14 protein-coding genes and 1 pseudogene are annotated in these 17,577 nt (G+C 68.1%); 4 read left to right on the top strand and 11 right to left on the bottom strand.

Annotated elements, in window-relative coordinates:
• The first annotated feature begins 205 nt into the window (after window positions 1-205).
• Window positions 206-802 carry a phospholipid-binding protein MlaC gene (locus OEJ37_RS22685; RefSeq protein ID WP_034181524.1) on the top strand — a complete coding sequence of 199 codons (597 nt, stop codon included), beginning with the start codon at window positions 206-208 and terminating at the stop codon, window positions 800-802.
• Window positions 803-1,012: 210 nt separating this feature from the next.
• Here OEJ37_RS22685 and OEJ37_RS22690 read toward each other — a convergent pair whose 3' ends face one another.
• From OEJ37_RS22690 to glcD, 8 genes are all read right to left on the bottom strand, one after another.
• Window positions 1,013-1,657 (bottom strand): response regulator, encoded by a 645-nt coding sequence (locus OEJ37_RS22690; RefSeq protein WP_034181525.1) that lies wholly within the window; start codon window positions 1,655-1,657, stop codon window positions 1,013-1,015.
• Between the two features lie 32 nt (window positions 1,658-1,689).
• Window positions 1,690-3,072, bottom strand: coding sequence for a cache domain-containing protein (locus OEJ37_RS22695; protein ID WP_175942878.1), 1,383 nt, complete (start codon window positions 3,070-3,072; stop codon window positions 1,690-1,692).
• Between the two features lie 146 nt (window positions 3,073-3,218).
• Window positions 3,219-4,784: a sensor domain-containing diguanylate cyclase gene (locus OEJ37_RS22700; RefSeq protein WP_175942880.1), complete on the bottom strand. Its 1,566-nt coding sequence runs from the start codon at window positions 4,782-4,784 to the stop codon at window positions 3,219-3,221.
• 609 nt (window positions 4,785-5,393) lie between these two features.
• A complete protein-coding gene (locus OEJ37_RS22705; RefSeq protein ID WP_263345778.1) occupies window positions 5,394-7,568 on the bottom strand; it encodes a malate synthase G in 2,175 nt (724 codons plus the stop codon).
• A gap of 327 nt (window positions 7,569-7,895) precedes the next feature.
• On the bottom strand, window positions 7,896-8,300 hold the full coding sequence (locus OEJ37_RS22710; RefSeq protein ID WP_174419595.1) for a GlcG/HbpS family heme-binding protein: 405 nt from the start codon (window positions 8,298-8,300) through the stop codon (window positions 7,896-7,898).
• A 20-nt stretch (window positions 8,301-8,320) separates the two neighbouring features.
• A complete protein-coding gene (gene glcF / locus OEJ37_RS22715) occupies window positions 8,321-9,541 on the bottom strand; it encodes a glycolate oxidase subunit GlcF (RefSeq protein ID WP_263345781.1) in 1,221 nt (406 codons plus the stop codon).
• A 19-nt stretch (window positions 9,542-9,560) separates the two neighbouring features.
• Window positions 9,561-10,637 carry a glycolate oxidase subunit GlcE gene (gene glcE, locus OEJ37_RS22720; RefSeq protein ID WP_175942889.1) on the bottom strand — a complete coding sequence of 359 codons (1,077 nt, stop codon included), beginning with the start codon at window positions 10,635-10,637 and terminating at the stop codon, window positions 9,561-9,563.
• On the bottom strand, window positions 10,637-12,136 hold the full coding sequence (glcD, locus tag OEJ37_RS22725; protein ID WP_174419592.1) for a glycolate oxidase subunit GlcD: 1,500 nt from the start codon (window positions 12,134-12,136) through the stop codon (window positions 10,637-10,639). The genes glcE and glcD overlap by 1 nt, the downstream gene beginning before the upstream one ends.
• Window positions 12,137-12,360: 224 nt before the next feature.
• On the opposite strand from glcD, the gene glcC reads away from it, so the two are divergent.
• Entirely contained in the window at window positions 12,361-13,131 is a 771-nt protein-coding gene (glcC, locus tag OEJ37_RS22730) for a transcriptional regulator GlcC (RefSeq protein WP_152855812.1), read from the top strand.
• A gap of 126 nt (window positions 13,132-13,257) precedes the next feature.
• Window positions 13,258-13,809, top strand: a pseudogene (locus tag OEJ37_RS22735) (DUF6306 domain-containing protein); the annotation flags it as partial.
• Between the two features lie 90 nt (window positions 13,810-13,899).
• On the opposite strand, the gene OEJ37_RS22740 reads toward OEJ37_RS22735, so the two are convergent.
• Window positions 13,900-15,117 carry an MFS transporter gene (locus OEJ37_RS22740; RefSeq protein ID WP_263345786.1) on the bottom strand — a complete coding sequence of 406 codons (1,218 nt, stop codon included), beginning with the start codon at window positions 15,115-15,117 and terminating at the stop codon, window positions 13,900-13,902.
• 76 nt (window positions 15,118-15,193) lie between these two features.
• Between OEJ37_RS22740 and OEJ37_RS22745 the strand changes: the two genes are divergently transcribed.
• Window positions 15,194-15,574, top strand: a complete 381-nt coding sequence (locus OEJ37_RS22745) for an ArsR/SmtB family transcription factor (RefSeq protein WP_175942894.1) — start codon at window positions 15,194-15,196, stop codon at window positions 15,572-15,574.
• Between the two features lie 244 nt (window positions 15,575-15,818).
• On the opposite strand, the gene OEJ37_RS22750 is transcribed toward OEJ37_RS22745, so the two are convergent.
• Window positions 15,819-16,670 carry a carbohydrate ABC transporter permease gene (locus OEJ37_RS22750; protein WP_174419590.1) on the bottom strand — a complete coding sequence of 284 codons (852 nt, stop codon included), beginning with the start codon at window positions 16,668-16,670 and terminating at the stop codon, window positions 15,819-15,821.
• 17 nt (window positions 16,671-16,687) lie between these two features.
• On the bottom strand, window positions 16,688-17,577 hold an 890-nt coding region (locus OEJ37_RS22755), incomplete at its 5' end, for a carbohydrate ABC transporter permease (RefSeq protein ID WP_263345789.1).

Consider the following 17,577-nt stretch of genomic DNA (forward strand, 5'->3'; position numbering starts at 1 on the left):
GGTCGGTTGCTTTGTAAGGGGATATTTACATAATCGGAGCTGAGCTCAGCTGCGCCCTCGTGCCGTCGCCCGCGCCTGTGACAAATGAAGCTGAAAGGTAACAGTCGGTCACGGCGCGGCAACCGGGCGTCCGGCCCGGTATACTTTGCCCCACCGGCCGATGCAAGGAGCCGGTCGTTTTTTCCCATTGAGCGCGAATATTCGTATGAAACGTCATCTGTTTGCTTTCGTCGCGGCCGCCGCCGTGTCGGTTTCCGCTTTCGCGCAGAGCGCGCCGGTCGATATCGTCCGCAATGCGGTCGAGGGCACCGTCACCGCGATGAAGGCCGATCCGGCCGCCCGCGGCGGCGACATGGCGAAGGTCACGCAGGTCGTCGAGCAGCGTTTCCTGCCCGCGACCAACTTCGAGCGCACGACCCGCATCGCCGTCGGCGACGCGTGGAAGCAGGCGACGCCGCAACAGCAGCAGGAGCTGTACAAGCAGTTCAGGCTGCTGATGACGCGTACCTACGCCGCGTCGCTCGCGCAGCTCGGCAGCCAGGACGCGAAGTTCTCGTTCAAGGCCGGCGGCGCGTCGGGCGCCGACGCGCTCGTGCAGTCGACGGTGACGACGCCGGGCGACAGCCAGTCGGTCGGCTATCGGCTCGGCAAGGTCGGCAACGACTGGAAGATCTACGACATCGACATGTCGGGCGCGTGGCTGATCCAGGTCTACCAGGGCCAGTTCAAGAGCCAGCTCGCGTCGGGCGGGATCGACGGGCTGATCGCGTATCTGCAGAAGCACAATTCGCGGACGAACTGACGGCCGCTGCGCGGTCCGCAGTCCGGATGCATGAAGGGCGCCCTCGGGCGCCCTTGTTCGTTGCGGGCCGCGCGTCACTCGCCGGCGCCGAGCATCGGCAGGCAATCGCCGACGACGGCGTCGTGCGTGACGTCTTCACGGCCGGAATGATGCGGCGTGCAGGCGGTTGGTCGCGTCTTCCGCGGCGGATCGCCGCGTCGTCGCGCTGCCCTACCGCCGCCGATGCTCGACCGCGAACTTGATCAGCTCGGCCTGCCCTTCGATCTCGAGCTTGCGCTTCAGATTGAGCCGGTGCGTTTCGACCGTGCGCACCGACAGCCCCGTCTGCTGCGCGATCTGCTTGCTCGACAACCCCTCGGCCAGCGCATCGAGAATGTCGCGTTCGCGCGGCGTCAGCCGATCGAGCGGCGACGCGGTCGCGCTTGCGTGGATCATCCGCGCGGCGAGCCCTTCGCTGAAGAACGTCTGGCCGGCCAGCACCGCGCCGATCGCGCGGACGATCTCGCTCGCGGGCGAATCCTTCAGCAGGTAGCCGCTCGCGCCGGCACGCACGGCCTGCGTCACGTATTCGAGGTTGTCGTGCATCGACAGCATCAGCACGCGGATGCCGGGAAAGCGCTCGTGGAACACGCCCGCGAGCGTGATGCCGTTCATCCCGTTCATGCCGACGTCCATCAGCGCGAGATCGGGTTCGAGCGACGCGGCGAGCGCGAGCGCCTCGTCGGCGTTGCCGGCTTCGCCGACCACGGACAGGTCGGCCGCTTCGAGCCGCATCCGCAGGCCGTCGCGCACGAGCGGGTGATCGTCGACGAGCAGCAGTCGGGCGGCGGGCCGGGCGGTGTCGGGGGCGCTCATATGTGAAGGGTCTCCTGTTATGGGGCGCATCGTCACGCGGCGCTGCGCAGCGGCACGCGCGCGGCGACGATCGTGTGGCCGACCTGCGACGTGATCGTCAGCATGCCGCCGAGCGCGTCGAGGCGCTCGCGCATGTTGCGCAGGCCGATGCCGCGGCGCACGTCGGCCTGCGAACGTTCGGCGTCGAAGCCGCAGCCGTTGTCGGCGATGGTCAGCGTGACGGATAACGCGCCGACGTCGAGCGTGACGGCCGCGCGCGTCGCCTGCGCATGATGCACGATGTTGCTGAGCGCTTCCTGCGCGATCCGGAACAGCGCGGTGTTGACGGCCGCGGGCAGCGGCCGCGTGCCGCTGTGCGCGACCTGCGTATAACCGATGTCGATGCCGCTTTCTGCGCCGAGCTCGCGGACGAGCTGCTCGAGCGCGGCCGCGAGCCCGAGATCGTCGAGCATCGACGGACGCAGCGCATGCGAGATGCGCCGCACTTCGCGCAGCGTGTCGCCGAGCCGCCCGACACCCGACACGAGCGCCTGCTCGGCCTCGGGCACGCGCGACGTGCCGCGTTCGAAGCGCGCGAGCGCGGATTCGAGCATCAGCTTCGCGGACACCATCATCTGGCTGATCCCGTCGTGCAGTTCGCGCGACAGCCGCGCGCGCTCCTGTTCCTGCGATTCGACGACGCGCTGCGCGAGCAGCTTGAGCTTCGCGTCGGCGCTGCGCGACTCGCTGACGTTCAGCACCAGCGCGCACACCGCGATCGCCGCCGCGCCGGTGAGCGCGATCGCGGTGAGCCAGCTCATCGTGCGCTCGATGTTCGCGGACGCGCGCGCGTCGATGCGCTGCAGCGCGGTGTCGACGTCGTCGAGATAGATGCCCGTGCCGACCATCCAGCCCCAGCGTTCGAGCGCGACGACGTAGCCGAGCTTCGGCGCGACGCGGCCCGTCGACGGCCGCTGCCATGCGTAGCGAACGTAGCCGCCGCCGTGCGATGCCGCGCCGATCAGCTTCTGGATCGTCAGTGCGCCCTGCGGATCGCGCATCGACCAGAAGTTGTGGCCGACCCGCTCGGGCTCGCGCGGATGCATCAGCGAATTGCCGTGCAGGTCGTACACGAAGAAGTAGCCGTCGGGCCCGAAATCCATCTTCTGCAGCATCGCGAGCGCCTGCGTGCGCAGCAGCGCGTCGTCGCGCGCATTGCGGCCGCTCGCGTCGTAGAGCGGCATGATCGCGCTGGTCGCGAGCTCGACGTAGTGCTTCAGCTCGACTTCCTTGCTCGACAGGTACGCGGCCTGGATCGTCGTATGCTGCGTGCGCGCGAGCGACGTCGCCTGCTGGCGCACGCCGAAGCCGATGCCGGCGATCGCGAGCAGGAACGGCACGATGGCCAGAAGGAAGATCTTTGCCTTGAGTCTCATGATGGTGCGAGGCGGCCGCGACCCGGTGCGAACCGGCCGGGCGCGTCAGCCGCGCGGCGGCGTATCGAGCCGACATTGTCGGCGATTTTGCACGCGGGCGGCTGCGACCGGGCGGCCGCCCCGCCGCGGCTCGGGTGCCCGGGCGCTCAGGCCCGCCGCGACTCGAGATGGTCGGGAGACGCGGGCGTCAGTACGACGATGCGGTTGCGTCCGCCTTCCTTCGCGCGATACAGCGCATCGTCGGCGAGCTTCAGCGCGGCCTGCATGTTGTCGTCGAGTTCGGGATAGCTCGTCGTCACGCCGATGCTGACCGTCAAGCGGCCGGCCGTGCCGGCGTCGTGCCGGATGCCGAGATCGAGGACGCCGGTGCGGATCGTCTCGGCGATCGTCACCGCGCCGTCCGTGTCGACGTCGGGCAGCACCACGACGAACTCCTCGCCGCCGTAGCGCGCCGCATAGTCGGCCGGACGGCGCAGGCAGCCGCCGATGCAATGGCCGACCGCGGCGAGCGCGTCGTCGCCGGCCTGGTGGCCCTGCGTGTCGTTGTAGCGCTTGAAGTAATCGACGTCGATGAACAGCAGCGACAGCGCATGCTGCGAGCGCGCGGCGCGGCGCCATTCGCGCGCGAGCGTGACGTCGAGCATCCGGCGGTTGTCGAGGCCCGTGAGGCCGTCGGTGCGCGCGAGCGCCTGCAGCTCGGTTTCCGCGCGGTGGCGCTTGCGCAGCTGCACGTCGAGCAGCAGCGACAGGCCGACGAAGCCGATCGCGAGCGCGACCATCGCGGAGCCGATCGGAATCGCACGGTCGTACCACGCGGCGTAGGTGTCCGCTTCCGAGCGCGCGACCATGATGATGAGCGGCAGGTGATCGAGGTGCCGGAACACGTACAGGCGCCGCACGCCGTCGATCGTCGCGGTGTCGGCGAAGCTGCCTTCGCTGGCGGTCATGAAATGCCGGAACGTGCTGGCGCGGCTGATGTCGCGGCCGACGATCTTCGGGTCGTACGGTTCGCGCGCGAGCATCAGGCCGCTCGTGTTCATCAGCGCGACCGAGCCGCGATCGCCGAGCGACAGGCGCGAGAACAGGTTCTGGAAATATTCGAGCCGGATCGACATCACCGCGACGCCGCCGAACGACCCGTCGGGCTTCGTGATCCGCCGGCTGAGCGCGATGCTCGGCGAGCCGCCGCGCAGCCGCGAATGGTACGGATTGCTGACGTACAGGCCGATGTCGGGGTGGTCGCGGTGGATCGTGAAATACGGCTCGTTGCCGAAGTTGGCCTTGCGCGGCACGTCGCTCATGCCGTCGACCGCGATGTCGCCCTTTGCGTCGAGCACATAGATGCCGCCGAGGTACTTGGCAGTCGTCGCGCGGTCGAACAGCACCTGGCGCCGCAGCGGCATCGGCAGCCCGGTGACCGCGGGGTCGTTCGCGCCCTCGACGACGGCCTGCAGCGACAGCGAATAGATCTCGATGTTGCGCTCGATGTCCCACGACGCCATCAGCGCGAGGTTCTGCTGCATCGTGCGCGAGCGGTCGCGCGCGTCGATGCGGCCTTCGTACAGCAGGACGCCGCACAGGAGCAGCAGGACCAGCGCGATCAGCAGCCCCGTATAGAAGATCAGGTGCGGCAGCAGGAACCGGCGCAAATGAGCGGCGACACGGCTTGTCCGGCCGGGTTCGCTGGGCATTGCGTAGTCGGTTTCTGCCATGGTCCGTGGATCGATGGGCATCGTCGCCAGGCGGCGGGCCGATGCGATTGTTCGTATGACGTGTCGGCAGCGATCCGATGCGCGGCCCTTCCGGCGCCTCTTTCCCTCCCGGCGGAGAAAATGGACACCGATTATCGGTAATCGCGGCCAGATATACCGGTAAATCCTGAATTCATTGGCGGCATCTGCCGCGATTCTACGATCCGACGAATCGGGCGGCGCGGATTCAACGGAGTATAACGCGCGCATTCGGGTGCGCGGAAAATGTTGCGACCCGTTGATCCGGATCAAATTACGGTGAAATCCCGGGCTTGCCAATATCGGGAAGATCGTTGCAGCGCAAGGCTTTGCTTCGAGGCGGGTGCGGGCGCGCCGCGTACGGCCGCCGATTCCGGCAGTTTAACGGCCGGCGCATGCGAACCGTGAAAGCGCGCGATATGCGCCGATTATCGGTTTCAACATACCGTTTCAACGGTCGTGCGAACGTAAAAATGAAAACGGGCGGCCATGAAGGCCGCCCGTTTCGTGAAGCCGGCGTACGGGCTCCCGGCGTACGGGCTCCCGGCATACGGGCCCCCGGCATGCGGGGCGGGCCCCGCATGCGCATGCTCAGGCGCCGTGCTGTTGCGCCTTGAACGCGAGCCGGAACCGGTGCAGCAGCGGCTCGGTATAGCCGCTCGGCTGCGACGTGCCCTGCAGCGCGAGCGCGCACGCGGCCTTGAATGCGGTCGACTGGTCGTAGTCGGGCGCCATCGGGCGATAGTTCGGGTCGCCGGCGTTCTGCTGGTCGACGACGCGCGCCATCCGCTTGAACACGTCGAGCACGAACGCCTCGGTGATCACGCCGTGGCGCAGCCAGTTCGCGATGTGCTGGCTCGAAATGCGCAGCGTCGCGCGGTCTTCCATCAGGCCGACGTCGTGGATGTCCGGCACTTTCGAGCAGCCGACGCCCTGTTCGACCCAGCGCACGACGTAGCCGAGGATGCCCTGCGCGTTGTTCTCGACCTCGTGCAGGATCTCGTCTTCGCTCCATTCGGCGCGCTCGACGACCGGCACGGTCAGCAGGCCTTCGAGCAGCGCGTCGCGCTCGCTCGCGTACGGCGTCTTTTCGAGCTCCTGCTGGACGGCCTGCACGTCGACGAGGTGGTAGTGCAGCGCGTGCAGCGTCGCGGCGGTCGGCGACGGCACCCACGCGGTGTTCGCACCCGCGCGCGGATGCGCGATCTTCTGCTCGAGCATCGCGTGCATCAGGTCCGGCATCGCCCACATGCCCTTGCCGATCTGCGCGCGGCCGCGCAGGCCGGCCGACAGGCCCGCGAGCACGTTGTTGCGCTCGTACGACGTGATCCAGGCCGACGACTTCATGTCGCCCTTGCGGATCATCGGGCCCGCCTCCATCGCGCTGTGCATCTCGTCGCCGGTGCGGTCGAGGAAGCCGGTGTTGATGAACGCGACCCGCGCGGCGGCCGCCGCGATGCATGCGGCGAGGTTCACGCTGGTGCGGCGCTCCTCATCCATGATGCCCATCTTCAGCGTATTGCGCGGCAGGCCGTACAGATCCTCGATGCGCGCGAACAGCGTATCGGCGAACGCGACTTCGACCGGGCCGTGCATCTTCGGCTTCACGATGTAGATCGAGCCCGTGCGCGAGTTGCGCTTCGCCTTCAGGTCGTGCAGCGCGCACAGCGTCGTGACGACGCCGTCGAGGATCCCTTCCGGAATCTCGTTGCCGTCGCGGTCGAGCACCGCGCCGTTGGTCATCAGGTGGCCGACGTTGCGCACGAACAGCAGCGAGCGGCCGTGCAGCGACAGCGTGCCGCCGTCGGGCGTCGTGTAGTCGCGGTCGGCGTTCAGGCGGCGCGTGAAACTCTTGCCGCCCTTCGCGACTTCTTCGACCAGCGTGCCCTGCATCAGGCCGAGCCAGTTGCGGTAGAGCTGGACCTTGTCGTCGGCGTCGACCGCCGCGACCGAATCCTCGCAGTCGATGATCGTGCTGACCGCGGCTTCGAGCACGACGTCCTTCACGTTCGCGAGATCGGCGCGGCCGATCGGCGTCGACGCGTCGATCTGGATCTCGATGTGCAGGCCGTTGTGCTTCAGCAGGATCGCGGACGGTGCGTCGGCCGTGCCCTGGTAGCCGACGAACTGCGCCGGCTGCGCGAGATGCACGACACCCTTCCCGGTTTCGACGGCGAGCTGGCCGTCCTGCACGCGGTAGCGCAGCGCATCGCGGTGCGAGCCGCTCGCGAGCGGCGCCGCGTTGTCGAGCACGTCGCGCGCGTAGTCGATCACGCGCTGGCCGCGCGTCGGGTTGTAGGTCGCGGTGCGTTCGGCGCCGCCGTCCTCGGGCAGCGCGTCGGTGCCGTACAGCGCGTCGTACAGGCTGCCCCAGCGGGCGTTCGCGGCGTTCAGCGCGTAGCGCGCGTTCGACAGCGGCACGACGAGCTGCGGGCCGGCCTGCGTGGCGATCTCGCTGTCGACGTTCGCGGTGGCTGCCGCGACGTTCGACGGGACCGGTACGAGGTAGCCGATTTTTTCGAGGAACGCGCGATAAGCGGCGTGGTCGCGCACGGGACCGGGGTGCGCGCGGTGCCAGGTGTCGAGTTCCTGCTGCAGGCGGTCGCGTTCCGCGAGCAGTTCGCGGTTACGCGGCGCCAGATCGTGCACCAGGGCCGAGAAACCGCTCCAGAACGCGGCCTTGTCGATGCCGGTGCCCGGCAGCGCTTCGTTTTCAATGAACTGGCTCAGCGCTGGCGCGACTTGCAGTCCTGCTTGGTCGATCATCGTTATCCTCCCGGGGAAAAATGCGCGCGCGGCCAGAGGGCCTGCTCACGCTAATAACGGGCTTGCGAACGAGCCTTGCCGGTCGTAGTGCAAGGAGCAAGGAGCGCCGTTTGGCCGAGCCAAACAAGCGACGCGCGACGCCGCAATGCGGCCGGCAAGGCTCGTTCCCGTGATTTAAAAAACCATTTGTGGGACTGGCCACCAGAAGGGCCGATCGCGGCGTCATGCTCCTTGCGAATACGTCGAGTATTCGCTTCGTCGCAGTCCTTGCGCTCGGCCCTTCTGGTGGCCAGCGCAAGCCCGTTATTAGCGTGAGCAGGCCCTCCTTTATGTCGCGACGCTTTGTGTGCCGGCGCGGGCGATCTGCGCGTCCTGCTCGGACTTTACGCCAGACACGCCGATCGCGCCCGCAATCCGGCCGCCGACCGTGACCGGCACGCCGCCTTCGAGCAACCCCGTCAGCGGCACGCTGAGAAACGCGGTGCGGCCACCGTTGATCATATCCTCATAAGCCTTCGTCTCGCGACGGCCGAGCGCCGCCGCGCGCGCCTTGTCCTGGGCGATGGTCGAGCTGGCCGGCGATGCGCCGTCCAGCCGCGCGAACGCGAGCAGGTGACCGCCGTCGTCGACGACGGCGATCGACACGGCCCAGCCGTGGCGCTCCGCTTCCGCGCGCGCGGCGGCGAGCATGCGGTCGGCATCGGCGAGTTCGAGTTCGGGTTTTGTCTGCATGGATGTCCTCCGGAACCAGGTCAGTTGACGAGCCGGTTGTCGACGAGCTCGATCCAGTGGCGCACGGGCGTGCGGCCCGCGCCGTTCAGGTGAGTCTGGCAGCCGACGTTGGCCGTGACAATCAGGTCCGGCCGCGCGGCTTCCAGCGCGTCGAGCCGGTTGTCGCGCAGTTTCGTCGCGAGTTCGGGCTGCGTCAGCGAATACGTGCCGGCCGAGCCGCAGCATAGATGGCCGTCGGCGACATTCGTCAGATCGAAGCCGAGCCGCGTCAGGATGCTTTCGACCGCGCCGCCGAGGCGCTGCGCGTGCTGCAGCGTGCACGGGCAGTGGACCGCGACGCGGCGTGGCGTCGCATCGGCCAGCGCGTCGAGCGGCTCGGCCGCGATCACCTCGGCGAGATCGCGCGCGAGCGCGCTGACGCGCCGCGCCTTCTCCGCATAGACGGGGTCGGAGCGCAGCAGGTCGCCGTATTCCTTGACGAACGCGCCGCAGCCGCTCGCCGTCAGCACGATCGCTTCCGCGCCGGCCTCGATCGCGGGCCACCACGCGTCGATGTTGCGGCGTGCGCGGGCGAGGCCCGCGTCCTGCGCGTTCAGGTGATATTCGGTCGCGCCGCAGCAGCCGGCCTCGCGCGCCGGGCTCACGCTGATGCCGAGCCGGTCGAGCACGCGCGCGGCGGCCGCATTGGTGTTCGGCGACAGCGACGGCTGCACGCAGCCTTCGAGCATCAGCACGCGTCGCGCGTGACGCACGGCCGGGCGCGGCGCGGCCGCGGGGACGGCGGCCGGGATCTTGTCCTGCAGCGCGCCGGGCAGCAGCGGGCGCAGCGCGCGGCCGGCTTTCAGCAACGCGGCGAACGTCGCCGGGCGCGGCACGACGTGCCGCAGCCCCGCGCGCAGCAGGCGCTCGCGCGCGGGACGCTGCGCGCGCTTCTCGGCTTCCGCGCGGCCGATGTCGAGCAGCGTGTGGTAGCGCACGCCGGACGGGCAGGTCGTCTCGCAGTTGCGGCAGGTCAGGCAGCGGTCGAGATGCTGCTGCGTGCGCTCGCCGCACGGCTCGCCTTCGAGCAACTGCTTGATCAGGTAGATGCGGCCGCGCGGCCCGTCGAGCTCGTTGCCGAGCACCTGGTAGGTCGGGCAGGTCGCATTGCAGAAGCCGCAGTGCACGCACGCGCGCAGGATCGCTTCCGCTTCGTCGGCCCGGGCGAGGGCCTTGCTTGCTTCGCTGAGATTGGTTTGCATCGGCGGGTCGCTTCGAAGGTCAGAGGTCGGCGTACAGGCGCCCGGGATTGAAAATCGCGTGCGGGTCGAGCTGCGCCTTGAGTTGCCGGTGCACGCGCAGCAGCGCAGGCGGCAGCGGCTGGAACGGCTCGTGCGTCGTGCCCGGCGTGAAGCAGGTCGCGTGGCCGCCGCATTGCGCGGCAAGCCGCTGCACGTCGGCCGGCGCGGCATCGCTTTTCAGCCAGCGCTGTGCGCCGCCCCAGTCGGCGAGCAGCGCGCCGGGCAACGCGTCGAGCGGCGCGGCGGCCGGCACCGATACGCGCCACAGCGGGCGCGGATCGTCGAAGAACGGCAGCGCGAGATCGCGCAACCGTGCCCAGAACGCGTCGTCGATGTCGTCCATCCGGTCGCCGCCGATCGTGTCGCGCGCGGCCTTCACCGAACCCTCGCCGCCTTCGATCCGCACGCGCAGCACACCGTCCGCGTGGCACGCGCCCGCGAGCGGCAGCCCCGCGCGCCGCCACGCGGCGACGCGCTGCACGGCTTCGCCGGCAGCGAGCGGCAACGCGAGATCGCCCGTCGCGCGCGGTTTCGGCAGCACCTTCAGCGACACCTCGGTCACGACGCCGAGGCAGCCGAAGCTGCCGGCGAGCAGCCGCGATACGTCGTAGCCCGCGACGTTCTTCATCACCTCGCCGCCGAAGCGCAGGTGCTTCGCGTGGCCGGTGATCACGCGGCAGCCGAGCACGAAGTCGCGCACCGCGCCGGCCCACGGGCGGCGCGGCCCCGACAGCGCCGCCGCGAACATCCCGCCGACCGTTGCCGCGCCGCCGAACGACGGCGGCTCGCACGGCAGCATCTGGCCGGCCGAGTCGAGCATCGCTTCGAGATCGGCGAGCGGCGTGCCCGCGCGTGCGGTGACGACGAGTTCGGTCGGGTCGTACGCGACGACGCCGCGATGCGTGCGCACGTCGAGCGTGCGGCCTTCGACGGGGCGACCGAGGAAAGCCTTGGTGCCGGCGCCGCGGACGTGCAGCGGCTGGCGGTCGTGGAGTGCGGCGTCGACCTGGGCGACGAGCGCCGCGCTGTCGTCGATCGATTCGATTTCGCGTCGCATCAGAAGCGCTCCAGTTCGGGAAACGGCAGCTTGCCGTGATGGACGTGCATCGCGCCGAATTCGGCGCAGCGATGCAGCGTCGGGATGTTCTTGCCGGGATTGAGCAGCCCCTGCGGATCGAACGCGGCCTTCACCGCGTGGAAGAACGTGATTTCGTCGGCGTTGAACTGCACGCACATCTGGTTGATCTTCTCGCGCCCGACGCCATGCTCGCCGGTGATGCTGCCGCCCGCCGCGACGCACAGCTCGAGGATCCGGCCGCCGAGCGCTTCGGCGCGGTCGAGCTCGCCGGGCCGGTTCGCGTCGAACAGGATCAGCGGGTGCATGTTGCCGTCGCCCGCGTGGAACACGTTCGCGACGGGCAGCCCGTATGCGGCGGACAGCGCGGCGATCCCTTCGAGCACGCGCGGCAGCTCGCGGCGCGGGATCGTGCCGTCCATGCAGTAGTAGTCGGGCGACATGCGGCCGACCGCGGGGAACGCGTTCTTGCGGCCGGCCCAGAAGCGCTGCCGCTCGGCCTCGTCGCGTGCGACACGGATCTCGGTTGCGCCCGCGTCGCGCAGCAGCGCGGCGACGCGTTCGGCGTCCTCGTCGACGTCGCTCGCCGCGCCGTCGAGCTCGCACAGCAGGATCGCCTGCGCATCGACCGGATAGCCCGCGTGGATGAAATCCTCGGCCGCGCGGATCGCGAGGTTGTCCATCATCTCGAGGCCGCCCGGAATCACGCCCGCGCCGATGATTCGCGCGACCGCCGCGCCGGCCTCGGCGACGTCGTCGAAGCTCGCCATCAGCACCTTCACGCACGGCGGCAACGGCCGCAGCTTCACGGTCACTTCCGTGACGATGCCGAGCATGCCTTCGGAGCCGGTGAACAGCGCGAGCAGGTCGAAGCCCGGTGCGTCGAGCGCGTCGGCGCCGAGCGTGAGCGTGTCGCCGTCGATCGTCAGGATCTCGACCTTCAGGATGTTGTGCACCGTGAGCCCGTATTTCAGGCAATGCACGCCGCCCGCGTTTTCGGCGACGTTGCCGCCGATCGAGCACGCGATCTGCGACGACGGATCGGGCGCGTAGTAGAGGCCGTGCGGCGCGGCCGCCTGCGAGATCGCGAGGTTGCGCACGCCGGGCTGCACGCGCGCGGTGCCGGCATCGGGGTCGATGTCGAGAATCCGGTTGAACTTCGCCATCACGAGCAGGATGCCTTTTTCGAGCGGCATCGCGCCGCCCGACAGCCCCGTGCCCGCGCCGCGCGCCACCACCGGCACGCGGTGCGCGGCCGCGACGCGCAGCACCGCGCGCACCTGCTCGACCGTGTCGGGCAGCACGACCGCGAGCGGCACCGTGCGGTACGCGGCGAGGCCGTCGCATTCGAACGGCTTGAGCGCCTCGCGTTCGTGCAGCACGTCGAGGCCGGGCGCCGCCGCGTGCAGTGCGGCGACGAGCGTGTTGCGGTCGACGGTTGCCAGCGGTCCGTCGATCCGTTCGTCGTAGATGAAACTCATCGGTGTGTCTCCGTCTCCACCATGCGGGCGGCCGCGCGATGCGCGACACGCCGGATGGACGGGATTCTTGGCGGGCCAGGCGCGCATGTCCAGACGTCTTCCATGTGGTCGTACCAGTTTTTATGAAGGCACCCGAAAGCCGCCATGCGGAGAACCAGAAGACCAAAGAAGAACAAGGGTTTGTGAGAAAATCGCCCATATCCGTCCAAAGTGGTCGTACCAGTATGGAAATGCAGGATCGAGAAGGGCCGGCGCGACGCGTGGCCGATGTCGTCGCCGAGCGGATCGAGAAGCTGATCGTCGACGGCGTGCTGAAGGCCGGGCAGGCGCTGCCGTCCGAACGGCGGTTGACCGAGAAGCTCGGTGTGTCGCGCACGGCCGTGCGCGAAGGGATGAAGCTGCTGCACGCGCGCGGGATCATCGACACGATGCACGGCAAGGGTTCGTTCGTCGCGAGCCTGACCCCGCAGCGCGAAATCACGCCGATGATGCATTTGCTCGGCTCGCAGCCGCGCACGCTGTACGACCTGTTCGAGGTGCGCGGGATGCTCGAGGCCGAGGCCGCGCGACTCGCCGCGCTGCGCGGTACGCCGGCCGATTTCATCCTGATCAAGCGCCGCTACGACGAAATGACGGCGGCCGACGCGCAGGATCTCGATCCCGCCGCGCGCGCGAAGCTCGATCACGCGTTCCATCTCGCGATCTGCGAGGCATCGCACAACCCGGTGCTCGTCAACACGCTGCAGTCGCTGACGGATCTGCTGCTCAGTTCGGTGTTCGCGTCGGTGAACAACCTCTATCACCGCGAGCCGCTGAAGAAGCAGATCGACCGGCAGCATGCGCGGCTCTACAACGCGGTCACGGGGCGGCTGCCCGAGCAGGCGCGCAAGGCCGCGAGCGAACATATCCGCCAGTGCGTCGAGTATCTGCGCGAGATCGAGCAGGAGGAGCAGCGGCTCGTGCGTTCGACGTTGCGGCTTGAAGGGTGGACGTGAGCGGGCGCCGAATCGTTCGCGCGATGATGTGAATCAAGCAAAGTGCGTTGACGATGCGGCGCCACAATCTAATATGTCACGGTGTGATCTATGTTGTGTGCGCCTCGTCATGACCTGCGCACATCCGCGCGGCACGCGTTTCGAGCCGTCGAGCGTGGCGCGCCGCCGATACTGAAAGGAGGATGCCGCATGTCGATTCCGACGCGTGGTGACGGGCCCGACGCCCGCGCCGTCCAGATTCCGCATGAACGCCGCACCGCGCTGCTGGCGGCGCTCGACGAACTGCTGGAGGCCGAGCGCGCGGGCGCGCGTGTCGCTTCCGAGACGGCGGTCGAGGTGACGGACGACCCCGAACTGCATCGGCTGATCGCACATATCCGCCAGGACGAAGCGCACTGGTGCAGCGTGCTCGTCGACGCGATCCGGTCGCTCGATGCGACGCCGACGCAAGCGACCGGCACGTTCTACGAAAAGGCGATGGCGATCGGCGATCTGGCAGAGCGGATGGCGTTTCTGAACCGCGGCCAGCGCTGGGTCGTCCGCAAGCTGCAGGCTGTGCTGCCGACGCTCGCGGATCCGGACATCCACCACGCGCTGTCGCTGATGCTGGTTGCGCACGAGAAGAACATCGGCGCAGTGGATGCGCGGTTGCGCGACGAAGGGGCGGGTAGCGTGTAGTGGCGGCCGCACGAAAAACCGGTGCTTCGCGCAATGGCGGGGAACACGGGGAAATGGGCGCGGCCGGCCCATGTCGACGTGCGCCCGTAATCAATCGCCGCCGAGTTTCAGCGATCGAAAAACCATGCAACCGGCCCCAAGCGCAATCAGCGCCAGTGCGATGGCAAATGCAGTGGCACCGGCCGCCAGGCCAAAGAAGTCGATCGCGTAGCCGGTCATGACGGGCAGCAGCCCTGCTGGCAGATAACCGCCGATATTCATGACGGCAATGGCTTCGGCCCTGCGCGTGTCCGGCACATGCAGGCCGATGAGCGTCAGGCCGCCCAACTGCCCAAGGCCCTGCGCTACCCCCGCGAACAGCGCAGCAGCCACCAGAACGGATGCCGACAGCATATGCACCGCGGCACATAGTGCGCACATCGACAGTACGGTCGCCGCCGTACCTGCCACGAACAACGCACGTACCGACCAGCGCCGCACGGCGAACTGAACGCCCGTTGCGGCGAGAAACATCGCGCACGCCATGCCGCCGGCGAGCATCGGGCTGCGAACTTCGAGCAGACGGGCGAGTAACGAAGGCCCCAACGCAAGCACGAACGATGTCGCGGTAATGCCGGGCCCGAAAACGCCGATACCGGCCGCGACGTGCCGCCGATTCATCGCCGGAACCGACGGCAGATGCAGACGCGCGACATTGCCGGTTGCCCTTGCCGGCCGGCCAAGGGGCAAACGCCACGCGATGACGAGAGCACTCAGCAGTACCAGGAATTCGATCCCGAAAACCGGTGCTACCGGATGCGCGACCGTTTGCGCAGCGCCACCGGCCAGCAGCGGCCCGAGGCCCGCGCCGAGAACCATTGCTACCGATGCGAGCAGGGCTGCCTGGCGACGACGCTCGCCACCGCCCAGGTCCGCCACTGACGCCATCCCTGCCGACACGATGACACCGACCGAGACACCCGTCAGCAACCGGGCAACGGCAAGCGTCGCGGTGGACGTTGCACTTGCGAACAACGCACATGCGACCAGCGCGACAACGATACCGGGCAGCAGTACCGGCTTGCGGCCGTAACGATCCGATAGCTGCCCGGCGACCGACAGCGTGCCCAGTAGCCCCAGGATGTACAGGGCAAAGATGACCGTCAGGGTGCCGGATGAAAAACCGAGCGCGCGCTGCCAGACCACATACAGCGGCGTCGGGGAATTGGACAGCATGAACACGGATGTGACCGTCCATGCGGCGCGCCACATGTCGGGGGAAATGTGCGCGGACGCGCGGCGGGATTGCACTGCGGCAGTGTCGGACACGACGATCTTCCTTGTACGAGTTTTTTCGAACTATAGCTTAGTTCGAAAAAACTCGTACAGTGATATAGTCGTGAACATGAAACGCACGACCCACCCCGACCTGGCCGCCGCAGTGCCTGCCGACCTTCCCGATCCGCTGCCGGAACCGGCAGTGTCCGATTTGCGCCTGGACGCGATATTCAGTGCACTGGCCGACCCGCTGCGCCTGACGATCGTCCGCCGGCTGCTGCTGGAATCCGAGGCATACGATCACCCGTGCAGCTGGTTCGGTTTCAACCGTGCGAAATCGTCTTTGACCCATCACTTCAAAGCGCTGCGTGAAGCGGGCGTGATTCGCCAGCGTCAATACGGGCTCGAGCGACGCAGCCGCGTGCGAACCGAGGATCTGGATTCGCGATTTCCAGGGCTGCTGCAACTGGTGGTCGCATGGGAGCCGTCCGGCGACGAACAGGGCTGAGTCGGCCCGCGTCGTCTAAAGGGCGGATCGATGGCTTCGTCGCACACGTTGCTCGCATCGCCTCGTCGCAGCCGGCGCCAGGCAGCCAGCGGGTGTTTCGAACGGCTGATGTTGAGAGACCCGAGCGTCTCTTCAGGGTCGATCAGCGTCACCCATGGAAATCCGCGCCGCATGAAAAAAGCCCGCCGAAGCGGGCAACCTCACGATGCGGAGGAGGAGATGCGTGAGCGCGGGCGGCGCGCGTTCAGCCTTTCGTCGCGCCGAACGTGAGCCCTGCGACGAAATGCTTCTGCATCGCGAAGAACATCGCGACCGACGGCAGCGCAGCCAGAATCGACCCGGCCGACACAAGATTCCACGACGTCGTCCACTGCCCCTTCAGCGCCGCGACGCCCGCCGTGATCGGCGCCGCCTCGTCGCCTTGCGTGAGACACAGCGCCCAGAAGTAGTCGTTCCACACGAACGTGAACACGAGGATCGCGAGCGCCGCGAGCGCCGGCCGGATCAGCGGCAGCACGATCCGCCAGAACACCGTCCATTCGCCCGCGCCCTCGATGCGCGCGGCTTCGATCAGCTCGAACGGCAGCTGCTTGATGAAGTTGCGCAGGAATAGCGTGCAGAAGCCGGTCTGGAACGCGACGTGGAACAGGATCAGCGCTTCGACGGTATTGAACACGCCGAGCCGGAGCGACAGGTCGCGCACTGGAATCATCAGCACCTGCACCGGCACGAAGTTGCCGGCGACGAACGTGCCGAACAGCGCGGTATTGCCGCGAAACCGGTAGGTCGCGAGCGCGAAGCCGGCCATCGCCGCGAGCGCGATCGAGCCGAGCACGGACGGCACGGTGATCTGCACGCTGTTCCAGAAGTAATGCAGCATCGGCGACGTCGTCAGCGCGTCGCGATAGTTCTCGACCATCGCGAAGTGCCGCGGCCAGCCCCAGTAGTGCCCTTCGACCAGTTCCTCGGTCGAGCGCACCGACGTGACGAACACCGCGATCATCGGCAGCAGCCAGATCAGCAGGGCGACGGGCAGCGACAGCTTGTACAGCCGGCGCGTGACGGGCTTCCATTGGGCAACGGGAGTCGGAAACATGATGGCCACCGGTCGGGTTATTGCTCGTTGCGCAGCATGCGGCGCAACTGGAACACGATGTAGACGAGCATGATCGCGAACAGCACGACCGCGATCGACGCGGAATAACCGAGCCGGTAGTACTTGATCGCCTGGTCGTACATGTAATACGCGAGCACGGTCGAACTCTCGAACGGGCCGCCGCTCGTCATCACCGAGATCAGGTCGAAGCTGCGCAGCGCGCCGATCACCGTGACGACGATCGCCATGAAGGTGGTCGGCCGCAGTTGCGGCAGCACGACGTGCCACAGCAGTGCGAAGCCGCGCGCGCCTTCCATCCGCGCCGCTTCGATCTGTTCCGGGTTGACCGACGTGAGGCCGGTCAGGTACAGGATCATGCAGTACGCCGTTTGCGGCCACAGCGCGGCGAATACGATGCCGAGCGTCGCGTAGCGCGCATCGCCGAGCACCGGGATGCCGTGCCCGGCGAGCAGCGCGAGCAGCCCGAAGGTCGGATCGTAGAACCACGAGAAGATCAGGCCGACGACCACGCCGGACAGCACGAACGGCGCGAAGAACAGCGATTTCACGAGCCGGATGCCGCCGACCGCCTGGTTCAGGTACAGCGCGAGCGCGAGGCCGAGCGGCGGCGCGAGCATGAACAGCGCGAGCCAGATCACGTTGTTGCGCAGCGCGGTGTAGAACGTCGGCGCATGCAGCAGTTCGACGTAGTTCGCGAGCCCGACGAAACTGCGCTCGGTCATCCCGTCCCAGTTGTACAGGCTCAGCCACAGCGTCGACAGGATCGGCCAGATCACATAGACGGCAACCATTGCGCAGGCCGGTGCGAGAAAGAGCCACGCGGCGCGCCGTTGCCGCCGCACGGCGGGCGACGGGCGGCGCGCGGGCAGCGCGGCGGCGGATGCTC

The sequence above is a fragment of the Burkholderia sp. BKH01 genome (assembly GCF_025685725.1).
GTDB classification, from domain to species: Bacteria; Pseudomonadota; Gammaproteobacteria; order Burkholderiales; family Burkholderiaceae; genus Burkholderia; species Burkholderia pyrrocinia_C.

What these genes read in the sequence shown, in the direction of transcription:
- OEJ37_RS22685 (WP_034181524.1), top strand. Translation starts at nt 206, where the DNA reads ATGAAACGTCATCTGTTTGCTTTCGTCGCGGCCGCCGCCGTGTCGGTT.
- OEJ37_RS22690 (WP_034181525.1), bottom strand. Translation starts at nt 1,657, where the DNA reads ATGAGCGCCCCCGACACCGCCCGGCCCGCCGCCCGACTGCTGCTCGTC.
- OEJ37_RS22695 (WP_175942878.1), bottom strand. Translation starts at nt 3,072, where the DNA reads ATGAGACTCAAGGCAAAGATCTTCCTTCTGGCCATCGTGCCGTTCCTG.
- OEJ37_RS22700 (WP_175942880.1), bottom strand. Translation starts at nt 4,784, where the DNA reads ATGGCAGAAACCGACTACGCAATGCCCAGCGAACCCGGCCGGACAAGC.
- OEJ37_RS22705 (WP_263345778.1), bottom strand. Translation starts at nt 7,568, where the DNA reads ATGATCGACCAAGCAGGACTGCAAGTCGCGCCAGCGCTGAGCCAGTTC.
- OEJ37_RS22710 (WP_174419595.1), bottom strand. Translation starts at nt 8,300, where the DNA reads ATGCAGACAAAACCCGAACTCGAACTCGCCGATGCCGACCGCATGCTC.
- glcF (WP_263345781.1), bottom strand. Translation starts at nt 9,541, where the DNA reads ATGCAAACCAATCTCAGCGAAGCAAGCAAGGCCCTCGCCCGGGCCGAC.
- glcE (WP_175942889.1), bottom strand. Translation starts at nt 10,637, where the DNA reads ATGCGACGCGAAATCGAATCGATCGACGACAGCGCGGCGCTCGTCGCC.
- glcD (WP_174419592.1), bottom strand. Translation starts at nt 12,136, where the DNA reads ATGAGTTTCATCTACGACGAACGGATCGACGGACCGCTGGCAACCGTC.
- glcC (WP_152855812.1), top strand. Translation starts at nt 12,361, where the DNA reads ATGGAAATGCAGGATCGAGAAGGGCCGGCGCGACGCGTGGCCGATGTC.
- OEJ37_RS22745 (WP_175942894.1), top strand. Translation starts at nt 15,194, where the DNA reads ATGAAACGCACGACCCACCCCGACCTGGCCGCCGCAGTGCCTGCCGAC.
- OEJ37_RS22750 (WP_174419590.1), bottom strand. Translation starts at nt 16,670, where the DNA reads ATGTTTCCGACTCCCGTTGCCCAATGGAAGCCCGTCACGCGCCGGCTG.